At 71.7% G+C, this 24,766-nt stretch carries 19 protein-coding genes; 5 read left to right on the top strand and 14 right to left on the bottom strand.

What is annotated here, in order from left to right; translation table 11 throughout:
- Window positions 1-123: 123 nt before the first annotated feature.
- The 6 genes from ABH935_RS32475 to eccCa form a co-directional block, all read right to left on the bottom strand.
- Window positions 124-1,161: a hypothetical protein gene (locus ABH935_RS32475; RefSeq protein ID WP_370381769.1), complete on the bottom strand. Its 1,038-nt coding sequence runs from the start codon at window positions 1,159-1,161 to the stop codon at window positions 124-126.
- 90 nt (window positions 1,162-1,251) lie between these two features.
- Window positions 1,252-2,622 carry a WXG100 family type VII secretion target gene (locus ABH935_RS32470; protein ID WP_370381768.1) on the bottom strand — a complete coding sequence of 457 codons (1,371 nt, stop codon included), beginning with the start codon at window positions 2,620-2,622 and terminating at the stop codon, window positions 1,252-1,254.
- A gap of 2 nt (window positions 2,623-2,624) precedes the next feature.
- Window positions 2,625-3,389 (bottom strand): hypothetical protein, encoded by a 765-nt coding sequence (locus ABH935_RS32465; RefSeq protein WP_370381767.1) that lies wholly within the window; start codon window positions 3,387-3,389, stop codon window positions 2,625-2,627.
- 139 nt (window positions 3,390-3,528) lie between these two features.
- The gene (locus tag ABH935_RS32460) at window positions 3,529-3,831 is read right to left on the bottom strand and encodes a WXG100 family type VII secretion target (protein ID WP_370381766.1); all 303 of its coding nucleotides are present in this window, start codon (window positions 3,829-3,831) and stop codon (window positions 3,529-3,531) included.
- Window positions 3,832-3,871: 40 nt separating this feature from the next.
- A complete protein-coding gene (locus ABH935_RS32455) occupies window positions 3,872-4,222 on the bottom strand; it encodes a WXG100 family type VII secretion target (protein WP_370381765.1) in 351 nt (116 codons plus the stop codon).
- Between the two features lie 242 nt (window positions 4,223-4,464).
- Complete coding sequence (gene eccCa / locus ABH935_RS32450; RefSeq protein WP_370381764.1) at window positions 4,465-8,466, bottom strand: type VII secretion protein EccCa; 4,002 nt, start codon at window positions 8,464-8,466, stop codon at window positions 4,465-4,467.
- 180 nt (window positions 8,467-8,646) lie between these two features.
- Between eccCa and ABH935_RS32445 the strand changes: the two genes are divergently transcribed.
- The 3 genes from ABH935_RS32445 to eccD are packed head-to-tail and all read left to right on the top strand — an operon-like array spanning window position 8,647 to window position 11,805.
- On the top strand, window positions 8,647-9,975 hold the full coding sequence (locus ABH935_RS32445) for a hypothetical protein (protein WP_370381763.1): 1,329 nt from the start codon (window positions 8,647-8,649) through the stop codon (window positions 9,973-9,975).
- A 43-nt stretch (window positions 9,976-10,018) separates the two neighbouring features.
- Entirely contained in the window at window positions 10,019-10,348 is a 330-nt protein-coding gene (locus ABH935_RS32440; protein ID WP_370381762.1) for a YbaB/EbfC family nucleoid-associated protein, read from the top strand.
- Between the two features lie 5 nt (window positions 10,349-10,353).
- A complete protein-coding gene (gene eccD / locus ABH935_RS32435; RefSeq protein WP_370381761.1) occupies window positions 10,354-11,805 on the top strand; it encodes a type VII secretion integral membrane protein EccD in 1,452 nt (483 codons plus the stop codon).
- Window positions 11,806-11,954: 149 nt separating this feature from the next.
- Here the strand turns inward: eccD and ABH935_RS32430 are convergent, their stop codons facing one another.
- Window positions 11,955-13,451 carry a type VII secretion protein EccE gene (locus ABH935_RS32430; protein ID WP_370381760.1) on the bottom strand — a complete coding sequence of 499 codons (1,497 nt, stop codon included), beginning with the start codon at window positions 13,449-13,451 and terminating at the stop codon, window positions 11,955-11,957.
- Window positions 13,452-13,687: 236 nt separating this feature from the next.
- Between ABH935_RS32430 and eccB the strand changes: the two genes are divergently transcribed.
- Window positions 13,688-15,157 (top strand): type VII secretion protein EccB, encoded by a 1,470-nt coding sequence (gene eccB / locus ABH935_RS32425; protein ID WP_370381759.1) that lies wholly within the window; start codon window positions 13,688-13,690, stop codon window positions 15,155-15,157.
- Between the two features lie 4 nt (window positions 15,158-15,161).
- On the opposite strand, the gene ABH935_RS32420 is transcribed toward eccB, so the two are convergent.
- The 3 genes from ABH935_RS32420 to ABH935_RS32410 all read right to left on the bottom strand — a co-directional run bounded on the left by ABH935_RS32420 (window position 15,162) and on the right by ABH935_RS32410 (window position 17,637).
- Entirely contained in the window at window positions 15,162-15,617 is a 456-nt protein-coding gene (locus tag ABH935_RS32420; protein ID WP_370381758.1) for a hypothetical protein, read from the bottom strand.
- A gap of 65 nt (window positions 15,618-15,682) precedes the next feature.
- Window positions 15,683-16,909, bottom strand: a complete 1,227-nt coding sequence (locus ABH935_RS32415) for a sensor histidine kinase (protein ID WP_370381757.1) — start codon at window positions 16,907-16,909, stop codon at window positions 15,683-15,685.
- Window positions 16,910-16,962: 53 nt separating this feature from the next.
- Window positions 16,963-17,637 carry a response regulator transcription factor gene (locus tag ABH935_RS32410; RefSeq protein ID WP_194920442.1) on the bottom strand — a complete coding sequence of 225 codons (675 nt, stop codon included), beginning with the start codon at window positions 17,635-17,637 and terminating at the stop codon, window positions 16,963-16,965.
- Window positions 17,638-18,055: 418 nt separating this feature from the next.
- On the opposite strand from ABH935_RS32410, the gene ABH935_RS32405 reads away from it, so the two are divergent.
- Entirely contained in the window at window positions 18,056-21,277 is a 3,222-nt protein-coding gene (locus ABH935_RS32405; protein ID WP_370381756.1) for a LuxR C-terminal-related transcriptional regulator, read from the top strand.
- A 24-nt stretch (window positions 21,278-21,301) separates the two neighbouring features.
- Here ABH935_RS32405 and ABH935_RS32400 read toward each other — a convergent pair whose 3' ends face one another.
- The 4 genes from ABH935_RS32400 to ABH935_RS32385 form a co-directional block, all read right to left on the bottom strand.
- The gene (locus tag ABH935_RS32400; protein ID WP_370381755.1) at window positions 21,302-22,162 is read right to left on the bottom strand and encodes a carbohydrate ABC transporter permease; all 861 of its coding nucleotides are present in this window, start codon (window positions 22,160-22,162) and stop codon (window positions 21,302-21,304) included.
- Between the two features lie 5 nt (window positions 22,163-22,167).
- Window positions 22,168-22,980 carry a carbohydrate ABC transporter permease gene (locus tag ABH935_RS32395; RefSeq protein ID WP_370381754.1) on the bottom strand — a complete coding sequence of 271 codons (813 nt, stop codon included), beginning with the start codon at window positions 22,978-22,980 and terminating at the stop codon, window positions 22,168-22,170.
- A gap of 169 nt (window positions 22,981-23,149) precedes the next feature.
- Window positions 23,150-24,499, bottom strand: a complete 1,350-nt coding sequence (locus ABH935_RS32390; RefSeq protein ID WP_370381753.1) for an extracellular solute-binding protein — start codon at window positions 24,497-24,499, stop codon at window positions 23,150-23,152.
- 61 nt (window positions 24,500-24,560) lie between these two features.
- Window positions 24,561-24,766, bottom strand: a 206-nt coding sequence (locus ABH935_RS32385) for a hypothetical protein (RefSeq protein ID WP_370381752.1), incomplete at its 5' end; no start/stop codon positions are given.

The following is a 24,766-nucleotide window of genomic DNA, read 5'->3' as shown; positions in this document are numbered from 1 at the left end:
TACCGGTACCGGGCAGCAGAAAACGGTTGTGGCCGGTCCGAACCCCCGGACCGGCCACAACCGTCGGCGACATCGGCGATACCCGCGCCGTGCGCCCGCACAGAGACGAAGGCGATAGCCCCCTTACTGCCCGCCGCCCTGTGCAGCCTGCGAATACCCCTCGAACTGGTTCATCTCGCGGTCGTACCGCGTGGTCAGTCCGTGGCCGTACGCGTCCCAGAACGTCATCCGCTGGCCGTGCACCGTGGTGTGGGTGTTGCCGTAGATGGTCTGGTCGTAGTTGATGCGGGCGTCGTGGAACGCCTGCTGGAACTGGTCCGGGGTCATCTGCTCCAGCGTGGCCATGTTGTCGGGGGACACCGAGTTCGCCGAGCGGGTCGGGTCGTCGCCGGTGGCCATCGAGTTCAGGATCGCGCGGGTGCCGCCGATGCCGCGCATGTGGGCGCTGGAGGCGATGGCGGCGCGGATGCCGGGGTCGGTGAAGTCCTGGGCGCCTGCCTGGTCGGCGTGCTGGCTGAGCAGGTTCGCGACCACCGCCTGCTCCTCCGGGCTGCCCTGGCCGTACTGGTTGCGGGCGGCCATGATCTGGTCGTAGCCGTTGTGCATGCTCTGCCGGAAGCCGTAGACCTCGGGGACGCCGCCCTGGTTGCCGCTGGCGCCCTCGGAGTGCATCAGGCCGGTGACGAAGCCGTTCGGCAGGGCCTGGTGCGTGCCGGCCGCGGCGGTCGTGGCCGCCGCGGCCGGCACGGTCGGGGTGTGGGCCGGGGTGGCCGCGGGGTTGGCGGGGTGCTGTGCGGCGGGGGGCGCCTGTCCGTTGGTCTGGCCGCCGTTCAGCGAAAGGCTCTTGTAGCTGTCGGCGGTCTTCTGGTCCAGCGCGTTGTAGTCCTTCAGTACCGTGTTGATCGCCCCGGTGAGCGTCTCGATGAAGCTGACGACCTTGCCCAGGCTGCCGGTCAGCTGGCTGTGCAGGCTGTTGTTGGCGCTGCCGACGGCCGAGCCGATGCCCGCGAAGCTCATGATGTCCAGGACCAGGGTCTCGATCTCGCCGACGACCGAATGCGAGCCCCCGGTCACGGACTGGAGCTGGGACAGCGCCGTCTGCACTCCGGGCGTGGAGACGGTGAACGGCGGGAGCGAGCTGCTCCCGATCTGGCTGGTCATGAACGCTCCCTGTCGAGGTCGTGAGTAGGACTGCCGGCGAACGGATCCGACCGGAGCGGCCGCCGCGAGGACGGCGGCCGCCGGCCGTGATTACAGATCGCCGCCGATGACACCGGGGGAGACCGGGGCGCTGGCGCCCCAGACGTCCTCGGTCTCGACCAGCCAGGCCGGGATGCGCCGGTTGGCGTCGCCGCCGGCGGCCCCGCCCATGCCGCTCATCGGCATCATCGGCATCATGCCGCCGCGGCTCGCCGCGGCCGCCGCCGCGCCGCCGGCGCCCAGCGCGCCGCCGCCGAAGCTGTTGGCGACCTGGGCCTCGGTGGCGGTGAGGTTCCTCGCCGCGTCGGCCGCCGCGTTCGCCGCGGACGGGTCCGCGGTGACGCCCTTGATCGGGCCGATGCCGCCGCCGCCCCCGCCGCCGCCGAACTTGCCGGCCAGGTACCGGGAGCCGAGCACCCCGGCGGTGTCCACCGCCGCGTGCTTGGACGCGTCGTCCTTCGAGCCGTTCGGGTTCGCGACGGGCGTCAGGCGGCCGGTGATCGGGGTGTTGGTGTTCAGCTGACTGTTGTTCTGCCCTGGCAGCATCCAGTTCTGCCCGACGGAACCGGACACGCCGGAGGTGGCGAACTTGCCGCCGGCGGCCGCCGCGGCCGCCGCCAGGCCGACCGTGAACATGTCGCCGAACAGCGATTGCGAGCCCTGGTTCTGCTGGCCCGGAGTCGTGGGCTGCCCGGGAACCTGGTTCTGGTTGTTCGTCTGGGTGTCGGTCAGCAGGATCGGGACGCCGTTGCCGTTCAGCCGCAGCTGCGTGGAGCCGGGCCCGAGCCCGGTGCCCGGGCCGGTGCCGTTCACCGTCGGCGTGGCGCCGCCGGGGGTCGGGGGGAAGCGGTTCTGGGCGACCACGTAGCTGTCGGCCAGGGTCCGCATCACGGCCACCGCCTGCGCGTGCGCGGCGTTGGCGGAGTTGACCGCGGCCTGCTGCGCCTGCACCGCCGACACCGCGCGGGCCTGGTCGGCCTGCATCTGCGCGGCCGCGGCCGGCGAGGTGGTGGCGTCGATCGGCAGCGGGGTGGTGGCCAGCGCCAGCGTGGTCGGCGGGACCACCGGCACGTCGACCGGGGCCGGCATCGCCGCCCGCGCCGCGGTCAGCGAGTCGACCGCGTCGAAGGTCAGGTCCCGCATCTGCAGGGAGGTGTCGGCGACCTTGCGCAGGCCGGTGACCAGGTCGTTCACCATCCGCTTGTACTCGTCGGAGGCGGTACCGGTCCACTCGCCGTCGAAGTGCCGCAGCCGGCCCTCCAGGTTCGAGGCCTGCTCGTGCAGCATCTTGCCGGTGGCGTCCCAGGTCTGGGCCTGGGTGGTGCCGGAGGCCGGGTCGCTCTCGAAGAGCATCTGCGACAGCTGCGGCAGTGTGTACTGGTTGAAGTCGGTGACTCCGTCGGAAGTCGGAGACGTGGGCATGGTCACGAACCTCCTTGCGAGGAGCCGGGGAGTGTGGCGGTCCAGGGCGCGTCCTGGTTCGGGGCCGGCGGCGGCGTCCACAGCGAGGAGTCAGAGCCGCCGCTGTCGAAGGAGTCGTCGAACGTCGTGCCGCCGGAGGTGTTCGTGCTCGGCGGCGGCTGGTTCGCCTTGGACTTGCCGACGACGCCCAGCAGCGCACCGCCCAACAACGCGCCCGCGACCGGCACCGCCGTCAACGGCGTGCCGGGGAAGGGTCCGCTGGTGTTCTGGTTCGGGACCCAGTTGGGGTTGGTCTGCGTCGAGACCGGGGTCGCGATGACCTGGTTGCCCTGGTTGTTCTGCGTCGGATCGCTGTACGGGTACTGCTGGTTCTGGTTCTGACCGCCGTACTGGTCTCCGTTGCCCCACTGGCTGGAGACGGGGCCGCCGCCATACGTGTTCTGGGGCGGGCCGCCGAGGGCGTAGGCGATGCCCTCGTCGGCGGTGCGGTAGCCGTCGGCCACGGTGCCGGTGACGTCGCCGGCGAACGCGATCGCCTGTTTGACCTGCCCGAGCAGGTTGAACATCTCCTCGATGGCGGCCTGTTCGCCGGCACCCAGGGACCAGGCCTCGTGGAAGGCGCCGTACTGCGGCGGCGTCCCGGACATGGTGGCGAGATGGTCCATCGGGGCCTGAAGGCTCTGGATCTGCGTCGTGAACTCGTCGGCGAAATCAGTCAGCGACTTCAGGTGGATGGAGAAGGACTGTTCGGGCGAGGGCTCGGACATCGCTCACAGCTCCTGGTGGATTTGTCGGGGCTGGTGGGCCCGGACCCGGCCGCCGAGGCGGCCGGAGCCGTGGGCACGGCCGGCGGGAGGGGGGGTCCCGCCGGGGTTGGGGGGTGCGCCGTGCCCGACGGCGGTCCGGTCAGGCGAAGTAGTTCGCGTTCTGGGTCTCCAGCGAGATCTGCAGGTCGTGAGCCTCGTTCACCTTGGCCGAGAACTGGTTGATGGTGGCGATGATGTCGTTCGTCGCCGCGCGCAGCTTGGTCTCGGCCTGGTCGGCCGCGACACCGGCGGACGAGCCGGACTCCACCCAGGTCTGCTTCATCGGCTGCAGCGTGCGCAGCAGCTCCTCCAGGTAGGAGGTGAGGGCGGCGGCCTTCGCGGACAGCGAGCCGGCGCTGGACTGCAGCGCGCCGAAATTGACGCTGATCTGATCGGCGGTCATGTCGGTGAGATCCCTTCAGGTGTCGGTCGGTGGGGGAAGATCAGACGCCGCCGAGGCGGGACAGCACGCTGTTGCTGTTGCCGGCGCTGCTGGCCACCTGACGCAGGGTGTCAGACACCTGCTGGTCGCCGGCGCCGTAGTTCTGGAAGCTCTTGTTCACCAGGTCCGACATGACGTCGATCTCGCGCGAGGCGACCGTCATCTGCTCCTGCAGCTCCGTGTGCAGGTTCCAGAAGGCGATGGCCTGGTTGCCCTGGTACTGGGCCAGGGTCGAGGTCAGGTCGTTCTCCAGGTCGGACATGGTCTTCTTCGCGTTAGCGGCGCACTCCGTGAAGCCCTGGATCGCCTGCGTCATCGCAGCGGCATCGCTCAAGAAACCGGGACCGGCCACGAGGGCCACCTCCTTCTGTCTGGCTGACTGGGAACCCGTGGGTCGGGGGTGGCCGGAGCATCCTCCGGCCGATAACCGATACGTTAGGGAATCTGTGCACTACCACCACACGGCACAACTGCCGGTCGTAGCGACGGCACAAGTACCCACGCGATCGGCGCGGTACCGTCAGCACTCTTATCCGCTGCCGGAACCACGCCGCTCATTCGCCTTCTGTTTCTGTTCAGTTCTGCCGGTGACGCTTACTTGGCCGGCGGCGTCCACGCCACCTGGGCCTGCCCCGGCGCCGAGCGCCGGTGCACCAGGATCCCGCGCCCGGGAGGCTGCGGCCCGGCCTTCACGTTGCCCAGCAGCGGCCCCTCGTCCTTGCTCCCGGACATCACCAGGCCCGGGGAGCCGAGCTCGCGCATCCGTTGCAGCACCGGCTCGAACAGGCCGCGTCCGGCCCCGCCGGCGCCGCGCGCGACCACGAGGTGCAGGCCGATGTCGCGGGCCTGCGCCAGGTACTCCAGCAGCGGCTGCAGCGGGTTGCGGCCCGGGATCGCGACCAGCTCGTAGTCGTCCACGAGCACGAACAGGTGCGGGCCCTTCCACCAGCTGCGGTCGCGCAGCTGCTCGGGGGTGACCTCCGGGCCCGGCAGCCGGCGGCGCATGGCCTCGGCGAGGTTGCCGACCAGGTCCACGGCGGCCGGTTCGGCGGCCGCGTAGCCGAGCAGGTGCTCGCCGGTGACGGCGTCCAGCATCCCGCGCCGGTAGTCGATGACCGCGATCGCGGCCTGCTCGGGGGTGTAGTCGGCCATGATGCCGGCCGCGATGGTGCGCATCAGGCCGCTCTTGCCGCTCTCCACGTCGCCGAAGGCGATGAAGTGCGGGTCGGCGTCGAAGTCCGCGTACACCGGCTGCAGGTCGGCCTCGGAGATCCCGAACGGCACGGCGCGGCCGTTGCGCGGCGTCGGCAGCAGGGCTCTGACATCGGTCGGCGCGATCTCCGCCGGGAGCATCCGGACCTGCGGTGCGGCAGGTCCCGTCCAGGCCGCGGCGATCCGCTGGACCAGGTCCGCTGTGCCGGCGCCGACGGTCTCGGCAGAGGTCCCGCCGTCGATCCGCGGCAGCGCGGCCAGGAAGTGCAGCTTGTCCGGCGTCAGGCCGCGGCCCGGCCGCCCGGCCGGGACGTTGTTCGCCGCCCGGCGGTCGATCAGGGACTCGCCCGGGTCGCCCAGGCGCAGCTCCAGCCGGGTGCCGATGATGTCGCGCATGGCCGGGCGCACGGTCATCGCCCGGCCGTTGGTGATGATCACGTGGATGCCGAAGCCCAGACCGCGCTGCGCGATCGCGGTGATCGGCTCCTCCAGCGCCTCGTAGTCCGCGCGCAGCGTGGTCCAGTCGTCGATGACCAGGAAGACGTCGCCGAAGGCCCGGCCGTCCATGGCGTAGGCGGCCAGCTCCGCGCGCCGGGCGCGGAACGCCGCCGCGGAGTCCACCGCGGCCTGCGCGAACAGCTGCTCGCGCTCGGCCAGCAGCGCGGTCAGCTCGCCGACGATGCGGCGCACGCGCTCGCCGTCGCGCCGGGTGGCGTACCCGCCGACGTGCGGCAGCCCGCTGACCGAGGACAGCGCGCCGCCGCCGGTGTCCAGGATGAAGAACTGGACCTCCTCCGGCGTGTGCGTCAGCGCCAGCGAGCTGATCATGGTCCGGACCATCGTGCTCTTGCCGCTCTGCGGGCCGCCGATGATCATCGCGTGCCCGGCGGCTCCCGACAGGTCCACCCACAGCAGGTCCCGGCGCTGCTCGAACGGCTTGTCCACCAACGCCAGCGGCACCGTCAGCCGGCCCAGGCCGCCCCAGCCGGCCGGGCACAGCCCGCGCGCCGGATCCACGGCCAGGTTGGTCAAGATGGCGTCCAGCGACACCGGCTCGTCCAGCGGCGGCAGCCAGATCTGGTGCGCCGCCGGGCCCTTGCCTTCAAGTCGGGCGACCATCGCGTCCATGATGCTGGGCCCGCCGCCGCCGGCCGCCGGGGCCAACAGCTCCGCCGGGTCCGGCTCGGCGGTCGGCGGCGGGGCCGCGGTGTCGACGACCCGCTCCAGCGTGAACGGCAGGATCCGGCGGTGCGCGTTCCCGGAGGAGCCGCGGCGGCGCGCCGGCATGGGGCCCGAGACGTACGCGGCCTTGAACCGCAGCAGCGTCTCGGTGTCCGTCTTCAGATACGCCGACCCCGGGACCGACGGCAGGTGGTAGGCATCCGGAACGCCGAGCACCGCGCGGCTCTCGGCCGCCGAGAACGTGCGCAGACCGACCCGGTACGACAGGTGCGCGTCCAGTCCACGCAGCCGGCCCTCCTCAAGACGCTGCGAGGCCAGCAGCAGGTGGATCGCCAAGGACCGGCCCAGGCGGCCGATCATCACGAACAGGTCGATCATCTCCGGCCGGTTCGACAGCAGCTCGCTGAACTCGTCGATGATGACCAGCAGCGCCGGCAGCGGCTCCAGGTCCGCCCCGCGGTCGCGGGCCCGCTCGTAGTCGCGGACCGAGGCGTAGTTCCCCTTCTCCCGCAACAGCTCCTGACGCCGCAGCACCTCGCCGTTGATGGCGTCGGCCATGCGATCGACCAGGGTCAGCTCCTCGGACAGGTTGGTGATGACCGCGCACACGTGCGGCAGCCCGGCCATGCCGGCGAACGTCGCGCCGCCCTTGAAGTCGACCAGCGCCAGGTTCAGCGTCTCGGAGGAGTGGGTGGCGACCAGGCCGGCGACCAGGGTGCGCAGCAGCTCGCTCTTGCCGGAGCCGGTCGCGCCGATCACCAGGCCGTGCGGCCCCATCCCGTCCTCGGCCGCCTCCTTCAGGTCCATCTCCAGCGGCCGGCCCTCCGGGTCCAGGCCGATCGGCACCCGCAGCCGGTCCCGCGCCGAGCGCGGCAGCCAGGTGCGGGCCACGTCGAGCTCCTCGGGGTCGCCGATGCCCAGCAGCTCCGGCAGGCCGAAGTTGGCCGACATCGGGGAGGCCGCCGCCGTCGGCGCGCCCTGATACGCCCCGGCCAGCCGGCGCGCCAGCGCCTCGGCGGTGGCGGCGTCCATCAGGTCCGGGTTGCCCAGGAACTCCAGGTGCCGGTCCTTGCCCTCGCCGACGACCATGCCCATGCGGTCGCCGGTGACGTGCAGCCGGCCCTGGTACGGCCGGGCGATCGGGGAGGGCTCGGGGCCGGCCAGGTCGATGATCGTCACGCCCTGCAGTCCGGACAGCGGCGCCAGCGTGGTGTCGCCGAAGGTCCGGCCGCCGTCCACCACCACCAGCAGGTGCGGGTTGTCGGTGCTCGCCCCGCGCCCGGAGCCGAACGACGGCCGCGTCCCCAGGTCGCTGCCCAGCAGCTCGGCCAGCGTCCCCAGGTCCCCGGCGGCCAGCCGGGCCGGGCCGACCGCGTCGGAGTTCGCCGCCTGCGCCTGCGCGTGCGGCAGCCACTTGGTCCAGTCCCAGGTGGCGCGGCTGTTGTCGGCCAGGCACAGCGCGATCTTCAGGTCCTCCGGCGAGTGGAACGTGGTCAGCTGCGCTATCAGGGCCCGGACCAGCGGCACGGTGGTGTCGCGGTCGCCGCTGACCGAGACCGAGGCGAACGCCCGCAGCGACAGCGCCACCGGCAGGTCCGCCACCGTCATGTAGGTGCGGATGAACTGCCGCAGCGAGGCCGAGGACACCGGGTCCAGGTCCTCCAGCGGGGCGGTCTGCGGCGCGCGCAGCGGGGTCGCCAGGCGCTGCGGGCCGCGGCCGACCCGGGCGTGCCCGAAGTCGTCGTCGGTCCGGCGCCGCTCCCAGGCCCGGCCCTGGGCCACCCGCAGCCACAGATCGGCCGGCTCCGGGCGGGTGACGGTCAGCGTCGCGCGCTGCGCGGCCGCCACGTCCCGCACCTGACCGCGCAGGGCCGCCAGGTACCGGTGGTAGTCCCGGCGCTCGTTGTTGATCTGTGCTTTCTTCTGGGCGCTGCCGCGAGTGAGCGACATCAGGATCATGCCGATCATGGTGCTGCCGTACAGGGCGCCGAAGACATACGTCATCGCACCGCCCTTGCCGCCCATCGAGTAGAACGACATGGCGCCCATGCCGAGCATCATCGGCAGCATGAACATCAGCTGGTTGAGTCCCGCGCCCGAGCCCTTGGCCAGGACCGGCGGAGCCTGCAGCTGGATCTCCCCGTTCGGCGACCCCGCACCCCGGCGGTCGGTTCGCGCGGGCGGGGTCAGGGTCGTCGGCATCACCGCTACGTCACTCCCGCAATCGTTCTTCAAGATGCGCGCTCAATGTACGGGCACGGGGGCTAAGGACAGGTGGGTACTTTTGCCGTCCACCAGCTCCAGGCCGCCGTTCTAGCCTGAAGCTCGATCATCGACGACCCTTGTGACTTCCACCCCCGACTACCAGGCAGGCGGTGCGACATGTTCGTGATACCGAACTCCAGCGCTATGGACGCCACCGCGATGGGCGGCGGCCCCGGCACTTTCGTGGCCCAGATAGCGACCGGCTCCCCGGAGAGCATCGAGAAGCTCGTTGCCCAGCGTCTCAAGCAGGCTGAGCAGTTCCTCTCGCTGATCAACCAGGCGCGGACCGCGACCCAGACCCTGGAGAAGGCCTGGGGCGGGCACGCCTCGGAGACCGCGGTGAAGAAGTTCACGGACACGCTGAACTCCTTCGAGCAGATCGTCAAGGTCATCCAGGTCTCCTCCGACCTGCTGACCACCTCCAGCACCCTGATCAAGGCCGCCCAGACCGGGTACACCAGCGTGGTCAACGCGGTGAACCCGACGGTCCAGGCGCTGGCCTCGAACTGGTGGACCTACTGGGCCGCGGTCTCGCTGTCCACCTCGGTCAGCGCCGCGCTGCGCGCCTTCATCAACGGCATCGAGGCCATGCTCTCCGCGCTCGGCGGCGGCCAGCTGATGCAGGAGGTCACCACGGTCATCAAGATCATCGGCGACATCGAGAAGCTGATCGGCTCCGGCTCGCACGGCACGCAGGTCCCGCCGTCGGGCTCGTTCACCGGCCCCTCCAGCACCGGCTCCACCAACCAGCTGAAGGCCCCGCCGCAGATCGCCAGCACCACCGGCCAGAACGTGGCCAACAGCGGCGGCCAGGACCCGTCGCTGGCGCAGACGATGAGCCAGTACCAGCAGAAGATGAACAGCGGCATCGGCACGCAGTTCCAGAACGGCGGCTCGCAGAACGGCGGCGTGCAGAACGGCATGCCTGGCGGGGGCGGCGTCCCGTACACCCCGCCGCAGGTCCCGGTCGGCAACGGTGCGACGATCCCGGGCCAGAACCAGACCCAGAACGGCCAGTTCCCCAACGGCCAGTTCCCGAACGGTCAGTTCCCGAACACCCAGATCCCGAACACCCAGATCCCGAACTTGAACCAGTTCCCGCAGGGTCAGTACCCGACCAACGCCCAGTACCCGCCGCAGCAGTCGGTGGGCAACGGCCAGAACAGCGGCTGGAACGCGGTCAACCCGCCGGCCAACTCCGACACCCCGGTGGTCGCGCACCCCACGACCCCGACGCCGACCACGCCGACGACCCCCAGCACCCCGACGACGCCGAGCACCCCGGCCACGCCGGCCACCCCGGCCGGCGACATCACCGTCACCACCACGTACGACGGCGTCAGCACCACCGTGACAATGCCGGTCGGAACGCAGACGGATGTCACTCTGGTGGACCCGACGAATGGCAGCCAGGTCCACGAGCACATCACGGCCGGCGTTTCCTGAGAATTCACAGAACAGGCCGTGGCGGAGGCGGAGTAAATAGCCCATGGAAAGCATCGACTTCTCGACCAATGTGAATGCGCTCATGGAGCGTATTCGCGACCAGCAAGCGGATATCGAGCGCATTCAGCGTGAGCTGGAGGTGATGGAGGTCGTCGGCGCCAGCCGGGACGACGAGGTCCGGGTGACCGTGCGCGGCAACGGCCAGGTCGTCTCGGTGGACATCGACGAGCAGGCGATGCGCGAGAGCGACGCCTACGAGCTCGGCCAGCTGGTCAAGGAGGCGGTCAACGACGGCCTGCAGCGGGTCGCCGAGGCCGGCAGCCAGAAGTTCAAGCCGATGATCGACGCGGCCCAGTCCGCACCGGGGAGCTGAGCGGCGTGGCGGGAAGTCACTCGGCCGGCGGCGCGCTGACGATGACCTCGTCGGCGCCCGCCGGCGAGGCCGGGCCGAGCCGGATGACCTGGGCCCGGCGCGCCACCGTAGTGAGCCCGCGGGCCCGGGTCGACGTCGCGCTGCCGGTGCAGGCCACGTTCGCCGAGCTGGTCCCGGAGCTGGTCCGGCTCTCCGACGCGCAGCGGCACACCGGCCCCGGGCACACGGGCTGGGTCCTGACCCGGCTCGGCGGCTCGCCGCTGCCGCCGGAGCTCACCGTCGCGGCCTCCGGGTTGCGCGACGGCGACGTGCTCTACCTGGTCCCGCGCGAGCGCCAGGGCGCGCCGCTGCTGTTCGACGACGTCATCGACGCGATCGCCAGCGCCTCGGAGAACTCCGACGGGGCCTGGCGGCCGAGCACCGCGCACCGGGTCGGCGTGGCCGGCGGCGCGGTGGCGATGGCCGGCTCCACAGCGCTGCTGTTCGCCCTGCTCTCCGGCAAGGTCGCGGCACCCGCTGCGGTCGGCGGAGCGCTGGTCGTGCTGCTGGTGGCCGGCGGTCTGCTGGCGCGCGTGGTGCACGACCGGCGGGCCGCGATCGCGTGCGTGGCCGCGGGTCTGCCCGGCGCGGTGCTGGCCGGTCTGTCGGCCGCTCCGCCGCACCGGCTGCTGCCGCTGCACGGCGGATCGGCGGCGCTGGGCCTGGCGGCCCTGGCCGCCTACGGCGCGGCGGCGATCGTCACCGTGAAGCACTACTCGGCCTGGTTCGGGGCGCTGGCCGGGGCGGCCGCGCTCGGCGGCGCCACGGCCGCGGTGGTCGGGCTGGCGGACGTCACCGCGGCGCACGCCGGCGTGGTGCTGGCCGTGCTGTCCACGGCGCTGGCCGCCGGGGCGCCGATGCTCTCGATGCGCCTGGGGCGGCTGCCGCTGCCGCGGGTGCCCTCGGACATCACCGCGTTCCGCGAGAACGAGGAGCCCACGCTCGGCCCGGACGTGCTGAACCAGACCACGACCGCGCAGCGGATGCTCACCGGCCTGCTGGCGGCGCTCGGCCTGTCCGCGGTCGCCGGGTCCGTCGCGGCGCTGAAGGCGCCCGGGACCTGGCCGGTGGTGTTCGTCAGCCTGCTGAGCGTGGTGTGGATGCTGCGCTCCCGGTCCTACACCGACACCGTGCAGCGGGTGCTGCTGGTCGGCAGCGGCCTGGCGTCGCTGACCTGGCTGGCCGGCTCGCTGGTGGTGCGGCACGAGGAGTCGCTGCTGCTGGCCGGGGTCTCGGTGCTGGCGCTGGCGGGCCTGGGGTGCTTCGTCTACGCCCGGCACGCCGGGCAGGGGCGGCACTCGCCGTACTGGACCCGGTTCATGGACGTCGCGGAGTTCCTCAGCGTGGTGGCCCTGCTGCCGATCGCCGGGGTCGCGCTCGGGGTGTACCAGCATCTCGGGCACATCAAGCAGCACTGATCCGCGGTACTGAAGCTCTGATTGACGGGGCACGGCGGCCGGGCCTTTCGGGCGGCTCGGCCGCCGGTTTTTCGGCGGATGCCGACAATCGGGCCCTGATCAGGACGACGTCCTGATCAGGGCCCGATGTTTTCGCCTCTCGGCGACCGTCAGTGGTGGATCGCCAGCGGCATGGTCCGCAGCACGAACTCCTGCTGCCGGCCGTTGGCCCGGATCGCCGGGAACGGCGGCTTCAGGCTCTCGGCGTCGACCCCCGCGATCCGCAGCGCGGCCTCGCTGCGCACCCGGCCGCGCGCGGTCCGGCTCAGCGTGTACGAGGCGCAGGTGAACGCCGCACCCGGGGTCCAGCGGCCGAGCAGCGCGGCCGGGTCCAGCGCGCGGTGCGGCTCGTAGCAGATCTGCCGCAGGGTGCCGGCCGACCAGTCGCGCCAGGTCTCCAGGACCGTCGGCGGGGCCGGGTCCGCGCCGTGCAGCGCCACCATCAGCTCCTGGCCGAGCTCGGCCTGGTCCAGCGCGTCCGCGCCGTAGCCGGCCTCGTCCAGCCGGGCCACCAGGCCCAGCGCGGCGCTGGCCACGGCGCGCGCCGAGCCGAGTTCGCCGCCGCCGCGGGCCAGGGCCGCGGACGGGGCCTGGCGCGGCCGGTAGCGCAGGGCGAGCCAGGTCACGCGCATCGGGGCGAGCTGCTGCGGCTGTTGTTGCTGCGAGGACTGTGAGGCCTGTGCAGACTGCGAGCCCTGCGATGCCGACGCCGGCGACGCCGATCCGGACTGCCGCGCCGGTTGCTTCCCGGACTGCTTCGCCGGCTGCTGTCCCGGCGGCGGCATGGCGCCGGTGATGGCTTGCATGGTCATGGTCTCGGACAGGTCCGGGGAGGGCATGGCGGTCAGGCTCTGCGTCACGGACAGGTCCGGCGGCGGCATGGTCTCCAGACTCTGAGTCTCGACCAGGTCGGGGGAGAGCGCTTCCGATGACGACTGCCGGCCCTGGTGTCCGTGCCGGCCTTGCTCCGCCTGCTCGGCCTGTTGCTGGAGCGGGGCCTCGGGCGGCGCCGCCGTCCAGACCACCAGCTGTGCGCTGGCCAGCGGGATCGTGGTCCCCGCGTAGGCCGCCTTGAGCACCTCGATCAGGGTCCCGACATGCGGGTCCTCGGTCGTGCGCAGCCGTACCGCGGAGACCCAGCCGCCGTCGGAGGCCGCCAGGCCGACCCGGTTGCCGGCCCGGTCCACGTACTCGCCCAGGCCCAGATCGGGCAGCAGGGCGGCCAGCGGTTCGGCGGTGCCGGTACCCGGCCCGTCCTTCTTGCGGCGCGTGTTGACCCGGCGGTAGCGGTAGCGGCCCTGGGTGTCGGTCCACTGCGCCAGATGCCGGCCGCGGAAGCGCACGGAGGTCAGGCCGACCAGCGCGCCCGCGCCGGCGTAGGCCGTGGCCTCGGTCGCGGTGGAGTGGCCGTAGCCGGCGACTGCGGCCAGCGCGGCGGCCTCCCAGGCCACGGTCTGCCAGCCGCGGACCGGGGCGATCCAGTCCAGGGCCGCCGAGCCGCGCGGCACCGTGGCCGGGTCGGGCACGGCCGCGGGGGAGACGGCGGCGGTCGGGATCGGGGGAGAGGAAGCCATGATCTCGGCCGCCGGCGCGGCGTGACTGCTCATCGCGGACACCATAATTTCTTCGAGCCGGCGGGAAAACTGACGTTAAACGCCTGTCGGCGCCCACCGGAGACGCCGTCGGGAATTCGACGCGAACCGGCCCCCGCATATGCTTTTGGCGCTCGCTTATCATACGTATACTGGCTTCGGTTCGTACAGCGCTCCAGCCATCCTTCAATGGCGGAAAACGTCGCGGCGGACCGCTCGATTTCCGATCACGAGAAATACCGGGGCGCGCAGTGTGGACTGAGCGGGACCAGATCCAGGCGTACCAGTTCCTCCGACGGCGGCTGGTCTCCGCCTTGGTCACCTCCGACCCCAACCACCCGACCCCGCCGCACCGGCGGCTGGTGATGGGCACCGTCCTGGGCGCCGTGGCGACGATGCTGACCGCGGCCGGCTTCGGGGTGTCCGGGATGCTGGCGCCCAGCCCGCCCCCGGACTGGCAGCACACCGGGCTGGTGATCCTGGACCAGGACGGCGGCGGCCGCTACGTCATGGACAACAGCGGCATCCTGCACCCGGTGACCAACCTGGCCTCGGCGCGCTTGCTGGCCAACGGCGTCAAGACCGTCTCGGTGCAGTCCAAACTGCTCCGCAACGCCCCGCGCGGTGCCACCCTCGGCATAGCGAACGCCCCTGACATGCTCCCGGACGCGACCAACCTGATCGGCGCCCCGGACCCGGTGGCGTGCTCGCGGGCGACCTCGGACATCCCCAAGGAGACCGGCCCGGTCGCCGCGCTGCTGCTGGCGCACGCCGGCGACGGCACCGCGACGCTGAGCACCATGGTGTCCGTCCCCGACGGCCGCGGCCTGCTGGTGCAGACCCCGAAGGGCGACCGCTACCTGATCACCGGCGGCCTGAAGTACCGGATCGCCGACGACAACGTGATGACCGCCCTGGGTTATCAGGCCGCTTCGATCCTCCCGGTCGCGGCCGCCTGGCTCAACGCCGTGCCCTCCGGCCGCGACCTGGTCCTGATGGCGGTCCCCGGCGTCGGCGCCGCCGGACCGCACGTCGGCAGCGCCAAGCGCAAGGTCGGCGAGGTCCTCACCGTCGACAACGCGGTGGCCGGCAAGACCCTGTACTACCTGGTCCGTGCCGAGGGCCTGGAGCCGATCCCGCAGATCGAGGCGGCGCTGATCGTGGCGGACAACGCCAACGCCGCCGCCTACACCGACGGGTCGCAGACGCCCCGCCCGGTCTCGGTCTCCGACGCCACCGCGGTGTCCGCGAGCCCGGCCGGCGACGACGCCAAGGGCTACCCGGCAGGCGTCCCGGCCCCGGTCGGCGCCCTGGGCAACGGCACCGTGGTCTGCGCCACCGGCGATGGCACCTCCCCCGCGCAGATAGCCCTCGGCACAGCCTTCCCCCTCCCGCCCGGCGCCCGCACCGTCCCGACCGGCGCCCCCCAAGGCGGCACCATCGCCGACGAGGTCTACCTCCCCCCGGGCACCGCCGCCCTGGCGACGATCCACGCCGACCCGGCGCCCCAGAACTCCCAGACCACGCCGCCCGCCCCGCCGGTCTACCTCATCACCGACGCCGGCACGAAGTACCAACTCACCGACGACCAGGCCCGCCCCGCACTCGGCTACGGCAACACCGCCCCCGCGACACTGACCAAGAACGCGCTGGGGATGCTGCCCACCGGGCCGAACCTGGACGAGGCCGACGCGCAGAAGGCCGTGGTGGTGGGGAACTGAGGAGTCAGAGTGCAGCGGGCGCGACTTCGCTCAGCGCCTCTTGCAGCCGCTCGACCTGCTGCTGCGCCTGCGCTTGCGTGCGCATGGTAAGCGGGAGGACAACACGGGCCCTGCCATCGATCATGACCACGCACGGGGAGTAGTTGCCTCCCCGGCTCATCGGCCCGACCCGCACCTCGGCGATCCCGTCGCGCGGAATGATGATCGGCGCCGGCTTGAAGTAGTAGACGCGCACGGCGTCGGGTGTGACCTCGACGCGCATCTGCAGGCCCAGCCAGCCGAAGAACGTGCCCGCCGCGATGAGGGCGAGGCTGAGGACGGCGAACATCGCGACCAGCGCGGCACTGAAGTGGATCGAGGCGAGCCAGATCGGAAACGCGATGAACGCCAGGTCCCAGACCACGATGATGGCCTTGAGAGGCGTCAGACTCATTGCGGGCCGCAGCGTCACTTCCTGCATGGGGGCGATCATATATCAGCTCTGATGAATACTCCAGGCGCGAATTTTCATCTCAGCTGTCGTTTTTAGACCGTTTCATCCCCGTCGACAGGCACCCACAACGTCACCGACGTCCCGTTCCCCACCCGCGACCCGACCCCCGCCGTCCCGCCGACCTCGGCCATCCGCGCCGCGATCGACTCGCTGAGCCCGAATCCCGGCTGGTGCGCCGCCGGGTCGAACCCGGCCCCGAAGTCGCGCACCACCACCGTCAGCCCGTCCGGCTCGTCCCAGACCCGGACCAGCGCCTCGGCGACGCCGGAGTGTTTCAGCACATTGCGAAGCGCCTCGCGGGTCGCGGCCAGCACCGCCGCCCGGCGCTGCGGCGTCAGCCCGTCGTCGCCGTCCGCACCGTCCACGCCCTCGGCCGCGTCCAGGCGCATCCGCAGCCCGTCCCGCGCCAGCTCCGTGCCCAGCCCGACCAGGCCCTCGACCACGCTCGGCGTGCTGCGCGCCGCCGTGCGGCGGGACAGCTCCCGGCGCAGCGCGACCGCCTCGGCGTGCGCGACCGCGCGCACCTCGCGCAGCCGCCGCGCCGCGTTGTCCGCGTCGCCCGGCAGCGTCAGCGCGATCGCCTCAAGGGTCTGCAACACCGTGTCGTGCAGCGAGCGCCGCACCCCGGTCCGCAGCCGCTCGGCGTCCCGCTCCAGCACCGCCAGCACCCCGGCCGACACCAGCACCGCGACCAGCAGCACCGCGACGTCGCCGAGGAACGAGGCGGTCACCATCGCGACGCCGTGCGACCGGACGGCGTCCGAATCGGCGATCATCGCCAGCCGCACGACCATCCCCAGCGAGGCGGCGCCCAGTCCGGCCGCGACCCCGCGAACCAGCGTCCACAACGCGACGCAGCCCGCGAAGTACTGCCACGACACCTCGACCGCGCGCACCGACGGAGTGGAGATCGCGCCCATCGCCAGATTCCCGGCGACCGCCAGCAGCGCGTCCACGAGCAGCACCATCCGCACCGGGACACCGCGCAGCGCGCCGAACCCGAGCCCGGCCGTGGCGGCCACCAGCGCCGCGCACAGCGCCAGGATCGCCAGGCTCCCGGAAGCCCCGAAGCCGCCTACGTAGACCAGCGCCGCGGCGGGCAGTACCCCGATCTGGAACGCCAGCGGAAGGAAGACGGCGTACTCGGCCCCGTCGGCGCCCGACCAGTCCCGCGCCGCCAGATCCCGGATCCGGGTGCGTCCGGCCGGAGCGACCAGAGCCCCCGGCCGCCCCGCACGCTCCGCCGCCCGTGCCGACACTGTCCCCACCGTCCGTGCACGTCCCGCGAACCGCCCCGCCGCCTGCGCGAGCCTCAGCACGCCGCCGACTCGGCCAGCACGCCGAGCTCGATCGCGGCCCGCGTCATGTCGGCCCGGCGGCGCGCGCCGATCTTGTCGCGGATCCGGTCCAGGTAGGAGCGCACGGTCCGCACGCTGATCCCCATCGCCATCGCGATGTCCCGGTCCCGCTCGCCGGCGGCCACCAGCCGCAGCACCTGCTTCTCCTGCCCGGACAGCTCCAGACGCGGACCGGCCTGCCGGTTCTGCTCGGTGGTCAACACGATCGAGGCCAGGGTCGGCGAGACGTAGCTGTTGCCGGCCGCTATCTCGCGCACCGCGCGCAGGATCTCGGTCCCCTCGGACTCCTTCGACAGGAATCCGCGGGCGCCGGCCGAGATCGCGCCGAGCACGTCGGACTTCGCGGCCTCGCCGGACACCACCAGCACGCGGTTGCCCATGCCGTTGATCTGCAGCACCGCCGCGGAGCCCTTGACTCCCGGCAGCGTCAGGTCCAGCACGACGATCCCGTCACGGCGGGGCCGGCAGGCGACGAACTTCCCCACGCTTCCGGCGACCACGTCCACGTCCATGTCGCCGGCCTCTTCGAAGAGCCGGGTGAGGGCGTCGCGGTAGAGGGGGTGGTCCTCCACGACGCTGACGGGGATACGGGAAGACTCCTGCTCGGGGCGGACGCGGGTGGCTTCCATGGCTCGCCTCTCATGGTGCTCGGGGGCGGTAGCGGGCCGGCGGGTGGACCGGACCGCGGGGGGCGCGGGGTCGTCGCCGGCGTCGGCCCGCTGTGAGGACCACGCCGACGCCGACGCAGCACCCAGTGTCATCACCCTTAGTCGACGCGTCGTCGGTAAAACTACGTAACCCGCTACTACCTCTTACAGAGCGGCGCTACCTACCCGACTGAGTCGCGGTACTCACCCCGCCGCGCTGCCCTACCTGTACGGCCGACCTGCAACGGGCAACCGACTGGCGTCGTAAGCGACAAATAAACAGAATGAAAGGTCTCGGTCACCGGGGCTGGGTACAGTCACACCCATACCTGTGTGAAGTAAAAACTTCTCTGTTGTTCCCTCGGAGCGTCAGGGGTCGACAACCTTGGGGGAGGTGCGCGTGCTTGCCATCGGTTCGCCACAAGCCTGGCAGGCTCTGGTCGGGCGGGAAGCCCAGGCCCAGCGGATGGCCGAAGCCGTCACGGCCTTGGCCTCGGGCCGGGGTGCCGTGCTGGAGATCGCCGGGGACCCCGGGATGGGCAAGACCCGGCTGCTCGGCCGGCTGGCCCAGCTCGCCTCCGGGCACGGCGCCCGCGTCGCCCGGTCCACCGCGCTGCGCGGGAACACCATCCCCCGCCAGCTGTTCCGGGACGCCTGGGCCGACGTCCCGGCCCCGGAGACGTCCGACTCCGACGACGACGAGGCGTTCCGCCGCATCCGCGCCGGCCTGTCCGACTGGGCCTCGGACCCGATCGGCGTCGGCGGCGCCGTGGTCTTCGACGACGTCCACCTCGCCGACGAGGCCTCCACCCGGCTGCTGGCCCGGCTGATCCGCACCCCGGTGCCCGGCCCGCTGCTGATGGCCATCGGCCACTGCCCGCGCCGCACCGGCTCGGTGCTGCTGGAGGCGCTCGACGACGGCACCCGCACCGGCACGGTGGTCCGGGTCGAGCTGGACGCCCTCGACCTCGGCGCCGTCAACCAGCTGCTCACCGCCTGGTCCGGCGGCAAGGAGATCGACCCCGGCTACCTGGAGCAGATCCGCGCCGCGGCCGACGGCAACCCGCGCAACCTGCGGGTGCTCACCGCCGCCGGCTGGCGTCCGGAGCTGTGGCCGGACAGCCCCGGCGAGGACACCGGCGCGCTGCTGCGCGAGGGCGCGTCGATGGCCGCCGAACTCGATTCGCTGACCCCCGAGGAGACCGCGGTGGTCAGCGCCGCCGCGGTGCTCGGCGGTCCGTTCCGGCCCGAGGACGTCGCCGCCATCTGTACCGCTTTCACCCCCGGAGTCGGGCTCGCCGGCATCCTGGACGCGCTGGACGACCTGGTCCGCGCCGACGTGGTCCGGCACATCGCCCCCGGCGCGCGCTTCGCCTTCCGGCATCCGCTGCTCGGGCACGTGGCACACGAACGCGCGCCGCTGCCGACCCTGCTGGCCGCACACCAGCGCGCGCTGGAGCTGCTCAGGTCCCGCGGGGCTTCCGCCGTCGATCTCGCGCGGCACGCCGAGCACCTGGTCGGCACCGACGCCACGGCAGCAGCCCCACTGCTGGCCCGCGGCGCGAGCGAGATCCTGCCGGACGCGCCGGAGACGGCCGTGCGGTGGCTGCGCCTGGCGTTGCAGACCCCGGTCGGGGAGCGGCCCAGCGCCGAGCGCGACGCGCTGATGCTCGAATGCTGCCGGGCGCTGTCCGCCGCCGGGCGGTTCGAGGAGGCCCGGGCGCTGGCGCACGACGTGCTGCGCGACGACACCTGGCTCACCGGGCCGCTGCGCCAGCGCGCGTACGCGATGCGGGTCGCCGCCGAGCGGCAGCTCGGGCGGTACGACGAGGCGTCGGCGGTGGCCAGCGCGGCGATCGAGGCGCTGCCCCGGCCGCTGACCGCCGGCGCCGCCGAGCTCGCGTTCGAGTACGGGGTGCTGCACCTGTACCGCGGCACGTTCGCGTTGGCACGGCCGGTCGTGCACGAGGTCGCCGCGGCGGTGAAGGCCGCCTCCGACGCCGCGGCCGCCGGGCTCGCGACCGACGGCACGGGTCCCGTTGCGAACGCTGCCGGTGCCCCCACGGCACCCGGATCGCTCGACACTTCACATGACGTTGACACGTATTTGATCGATATACCGTCGGCCCCCGAAGCCCGCGCCGCGGCGGCGGTCCGCGTCCTGGCCGCCTTCGGCGACGCCTTCCTCGGCGAGACCGCCGACGCGATCCCGGCCCTGGTCGAGAGCGCGCGGCTGGTCGACGGCCTGCCCGACGCCACCGCCGCCCGCAACCCCGAACTGCTGGCCATGCTCGGCTGCGGCGAGATGTTCATGGAGGGCTACACCGCCGCCTCCCGGCACCTGCGCCGCTGCCTGACCATCGCCCGCAAGGGCGGCCCGCAGCAGATGAAGCTCAACGTCCTGCTCGGTCTGGCCTTCATCGACCAGCAGACCGGCAACCTCCAGCGCTCCGAGGAACTCGCCGAGGAGGCCGGCCGCGTGGCACGCACCACCGGCGCCGGCGACGGGGTCAGCATGAGCGAGGCGCTGCGCGTCGGCGCGATGGTCTGGACCCGCCCCCGCGCCGAAGCCGCGGCGGTGACGGCGGCCGCCGAGCACGCCGTCCGCATCGCCCGCCCCGGCAACGGCTGGTGGTCCGGCTCGGCGGCGATGCAGCTGGCCCTGGTCCGCATGGTCAACGGCGACGCCGCGGGCTGCGTGGACGCCCTGCTGGAAGGCGGCGGCGGCCCCGAACTGCGCAAACTGCAACCGGCCTACCGCCCGATGCTGCTGGCGATGCTCTCCTCGGCCGCGCTGCGCTCCGGCCGCCCGGAACTGGCCCGCCAGGCCGCCCGCGACGCCCAGGAGGCGGCGGAGGCCTCGGGGCTGTCGGTACAGCGCTCGTACGTAGTCCGCGCCCAGGCCGCGCTCCACGCGGCCGAAGGCGACCACGACACCGCGGCGAAGCTGTTCGAACAGGCCGCCCTCGGTTTCCGCCGCGCCAACCGCCCGATCCAGCACGCCTGGACCCTGGTCGCGGGCAGCGCCTCGGCGGCACTCGCCCTCGGTCCGACGATCGCCGCCACCTGGCTCGACTCCGCCGAGGAAGTCGCCCGCATCCACGGCGCGGCGCGCATCGAGGAGGAGGCCGCCGACCTCCGGACGCGCCTCCTCTCCGGCGGTGGCTCCGGCGGCGGCGCGGCACGCCCTACGGCGCAGCCGGCGCTCCCGGCGACCGGCACCGCCGAGGTGGCCGGAACGACCGGCGCGACCGCGACGGCGACCGCCTCGGCCGCAGCGACCGGCGTGGCGGTGGCGGGTGTGGCGGGCGTGCCTGGCGTGCCTGGCGTGCCGAGTCCGGCGTCGTCGCCGACGCCGTCACCGGTGCCGGGCAAGGGCGGCGTCCCGATCCCGGGACCACTGCAATCGGACGACGTCCGCGCCCTGCTGACCGAACGCGAACGCGAAATCGCCGCCCTGGTCGCCACCGGCCGCCGCAGCCGCGCGATCGCCGACGAGCTGTACTTGAGCCACCGCACGGTGGAGACCCACCTGGCGCGGATCTATCGGAAGTTGAACGTTTCGTCTCGGACGGCGCTCGCGCACCTGCTTCAGGGTACTGATTCGGCCGGGCCGGACTGAAGGCCCGGGTCCTCACTCCTTCGCCTACTCCTTCACCCCGCTGCCCAAAGCCGCCGAGGTGAAGTGCCGCTGCGCCACCAGGAACAGCACGATCACCGGGACCGCCAGGACGCACGCGCCAGCCAGGATCACGCCGTACGGGTTGGCCGCGGTGGCCGCGTTCGTCGACACGTACTCGCCGAGGGACACCGCGAGCGGCTGCATCGCGTGCTTCTTCGTGATCAGGAACGGCCACAGGAACTCGTTCCACGGCCCGATGAACGTGATCACCGAGGCCGTGAGGATCGCCGGCTTCGTCAGCGGCGCCGCCACGAGCAGCAGCGTGCGCACCTCTCCGGCACCGTCGATGTGTGCGGCGTCGAACAGTTCGTCCGGCAGGGAGACGAAGAACTGGCGGAAGATCAGCACCGCCGTGGCGTTCACCGCGAACGGCAGGATCATCCCCAGGTAGTTGTCCGCCAGGCCGTAGTCCCGCACCACGAGGATGTACAGCGGGATCATCATCACCTGGAACGGCAGCACCAGGACCAGGATCAGCATCCCGGCCACCGCCGGCTTGCCCGGGAAGCGCAGCCGCGCCAGCGCGTACCCGGCGGGCAGCCCGACGACGATGGTCAACACCACCGTGCCGAGCGTGAAGATCGCCGAGTTCGCCAGCGAGGGCAGCAGCGAGATCGCGCGGTTGACGTCCCGGTAGTTCTGCAGGCCGAGGTTCCCGGCCTTCGGTATCAGGCCACTGAAAGCGCTGTCGGCGCGCAGCTGCAATGAGCCGACCACCATGTAGTACAGCGGGAAGACGCTGGCCAGCGCCCCGAGGGTGACGAAGCCGTACGTCGTCAGGCGTCGCAGAACCCTGCCCGTCGATCCGGGCGTTGCGTTACTCACGGTCCTCACACTCCTTCCCGGGACTGGGCCAGCCGGCGCGCGCCGGCGCCGAGCCCGGCCACCAGCAAGACGAACAGCGTCAACAGGATCCCGATGGCCGCGCCGACCCCCGGCTTGCCCTGTTCGACGCCGTCCTGGTAGATCAGCAGCGCCGGTGACATGGTCGCGCCGTTCGGGCCGCCGCCACCGGTGAGCAGGTAGGGCTCGGTGAACAGGTTGGCGCCGACGATCAGCGCCAGCGTGGTCACCAGGATGGTGATGTTGCGCAGCGCGGGCACCGTGATCGCCCGGAACTGTCGCACCGCTCCGGCGCCGTCGATGCTCGCCGCCTCGTAGAGCGAATCAGGGATCAACAACACTCCGGCGAGGTAGAGCAGGACGTAGAAGCCGAGCTGTTTCCACGTCACCTCCAACGCGATCACGACCATCGCCAGGTGCGAGTTGACCAGCCACGACGGATTCGGCGCCGCGGAGCCGAGTACGTGGTTGATCAGGCCGCTCTGGCTGAACAGGAAGTACCAGACGCCGATGACGGCGATGCTCGCGGTGACGTAGGGCACGAAGAAGGCTGAGCGGAAGAAGGCCTTCATGCGCGTCAGCCTCGCCAGGACCGCGGCCAGCGTCATGCCCAGGATCACGGTCAGCGGGACGTTGATCACCAGGAACTCGCCGATGTTCAGGAACGACCGGCGGAGGAGCGGGTCCGAGAGCGCTTCGCGGTAGTTTTTCAGGCCCACGAAGGGCTGCGGGACGGAGGCGCCTGGTGCCGCGTATACGTAGTCGAGTACTGAGATGCGGATGCCTTGGATGATCGGCACTGCGTAGACGATGACGAGGTAGACGCCGTATGGTGCGGCCAGCCATAGGCCGATGAGGGTCTTCGACCTCGGGCCTCCTCGCTTCGCGCGGGTCGTGTGGGTCGCGCGGGTTGCGCGGGTCCCGTGAGTCGTGTGGGTCGCGCGGCTCGTGTGAGACATCAGCCCCGGCCTACTTGGCGACGTCGGACACGACGGTGCCGGCCGCGTCGTGCAGCCACTGGCTGGTCGCCTGCTGGCCGAAGACCACGGACTTCAGGTAGCCGTTGCGGAAGTCCTGCCACATGGTCACGCCGTTGGCCACGTTCGGCACCTCGACGGTCCGGCCGGCCTGCTGCGCGAACAGCGTGTACTCGGGGTGCGCGGCGAAGTAGGACGCGTAGACGCCCGGCAGGTCGGTCCGCAGCGGCATCTGGCCGGTGGTGCTCAGCAGCGTGCCGTCGTTGTCCTGGTCGGTGGCGAACTTCAGGAAGTCCCACGCGCTCTGCCGGTTGTTGCACGCGGTGAACACCGAGACGGTCTTGGAGTCGGCGAAGGTGTGGATCTGGTCGGCCGGCATGCCCGCCGACGTCGGCACCGGCACCGCGCCCCAGTTCACCTTGCCCTGGTGGCTCGCGATGGCCCACGGCCCGACGATCGCCATCGCCGACTTCTTGTCCGCGAACGCGTCGCCGTTGTACTTCTCCTTCGGGGCCTGGTTCTTGGCGTAGACGCCGGCCCAGAAGTCGGCGACGGCCTGGCCTGCGGCGTCGTCGAAGGTGGCCTTACCGTTCGCCACCAGCGGCTGCCCGCCGCTCTCGGCGATGTAGAGCGGGTAGTAGTCGAACCAGTTCTGGAAGAACTCGTTGGTCGGCGCGGGCGCGATGGCGTACTGCGCGACGCCGGAGCCGACGAGCTTCTGCGCGGCGGCGTCGAAGTCCGCGTAGGTGGCGAGGGCGGGGTGGTCGGGATCGAGGCCGGCGGCCTTGAACATGTCCTTGTTGTAGAAGATCATGACCGGATTGCTCTTCCACGGCAGCTGGTAGTACTTGCCATCAGAGCTCTTGTATTCGGACGCGACGGCGGAGCCGCTCCGCCCCTCGATGTAGGAGGCGCCGTCGGAGAAGTCGTTCAACGGCACGAGGCCGCCCTGCTTCACCCACCCCGAGATCGCCGACGGGGAGCCGTTGAAGACCAGGCACGGAGCGTTGCCGGCGGCGATGGCCGCGGTGATGACCTCTTCGGAGCTGGTGCCGGCGGGGATCTCCTCGCCGGTGACTTGCTGGTCCGGATGCGCTTTGTTCCACGATGCGACGGTTGCTTTGCCCCAGGACACTTCTTGGGCGTTGTTGGAGTACCAGATTTTGATCGGTCCGCTTGTTGGCTTGCCGGCGCTAGCGCCTCCGGAGCTGCATGCTGCCAGGGTGAGGGTGAGGGCTGTGCAGGTTAGGGCTGCGATGGCGGTGGTGGTGGCGGTTGAGTTGGCGGTGGCGGTGGTTGAGGCGGCGGTGGCGGTGGTGGTGAACGTGCGTATTTTTGGCATGGTTGATCCTCCCTAATCCGGCGTAAGAGGTTCCAAAAACCCCTTCCCAGGATCAAGGGAATCAAAGCTCGAAGTCGTGTCCAGTCGGGATTTGCGGGGGGTGGTGGTGGGTGGTGGTTGTCTGCTGTTGGTTGCCTGCTGGCTGGCTGGCTGGCTGGCTGGCTGGCTGGTTGTTGTCGGTTGTCGGTTGTCGGTTGTCGGTTGTCGGTTGTCGGTTGTCGGTTGTCGGTTGTCGGTTGTCGGTTGTCGGTTGTCGGTTGTCGGTTG

The sequence above is a fragment of the Catenulispora sp. GAS73 genome, assembly GCF_041262085.1.
Lineage (GTDB): Bacteria > Actinomycetota > Actinomycetes > Streptomycetales > Catenulisporaceae > Catenulispora.
The sequence above is the reverse complement of the archived record's forward strand: the minus strand, read 5'-3'. Positions and strand labels throughout refer to the sequence as shown.

Coding starts and splice junctions, on each gene's coding strand:
- eccCa (WP_370381764.1), bottom strand. CDS start 8,466: ATGCCGACGACCCTGACCCCGCCCGCGCGAACCGACCGCCGGGGTGCG.
- ABH935_RS32465 (WP_370381767.1), bottom strand. CDS start 3,389: ATGTCCGAGCCCTCGCCCGAACAGTCCTTCTCCATCCACCTGAAGTCG.
- ABH935_RS32410 (WP_194920442.1), bottom strand. CDS start 17,637: ATGGAAGCCACCCGCGTCCGCCCCGAGCAGGAGTCTTCCCGTATCCCC.
- ABH935_RS32460 (WP_370381766.1), bottom strand. CDS start 3,831: ATGACCGCCGATCAGATCAGCGTCAATTTCGGCGCGCTGCAGTCCAGC.
- ABH935_RS32440 (WP_370381762.1), top strand. CDS start 10,019: ATGGAAAGCATCGACTTCTCGACCAATGTGAATGCGCTCATGGAGCGT.
- ABH935_RS32390 (WP_370381753.1), bottom strand. CDS start 24,499: ATGCCAAAAATACGCACGTTCACCACCACCGCCACCGCCGCCTCAACC.
- ABH935_RS32445 (WP_370381763.1), top strand. CDS start 8,647: ATGTTCGTGATACCGAACTCCAGCGCTATGGACGCCACCGCGATGGGC.
- ABH935_RS32470 (WP_370381768.1), bottom strand. CDS start 2,622: ATGCCCACGTCTCCGACTTCCGACGGAGTCACCGACTTCAACCAGTAC.
- ABH935_RS32420 (WP_370381758.1), bottom strand. CDS start 15,617: ATGCAGGAAGTGACGCTGCGGCCCGCAATGAGTCTGACGCCTCTCAAG.
- ABH935_RS32475 (WP_370381769.1), bottom strand. CDS start 1,161: ATGACCAGCCAGATCGGGAGCAGCTCGCTCCCGCCGTTCACCGTCTCC.
- ABH935_RS32430 (WP_370381760.1), bottom strand. CDS start 13,451: ATGAGCAGTCACGCCGCGCCGGCGGCCGAGATCATGGCTTCCTCTCCC.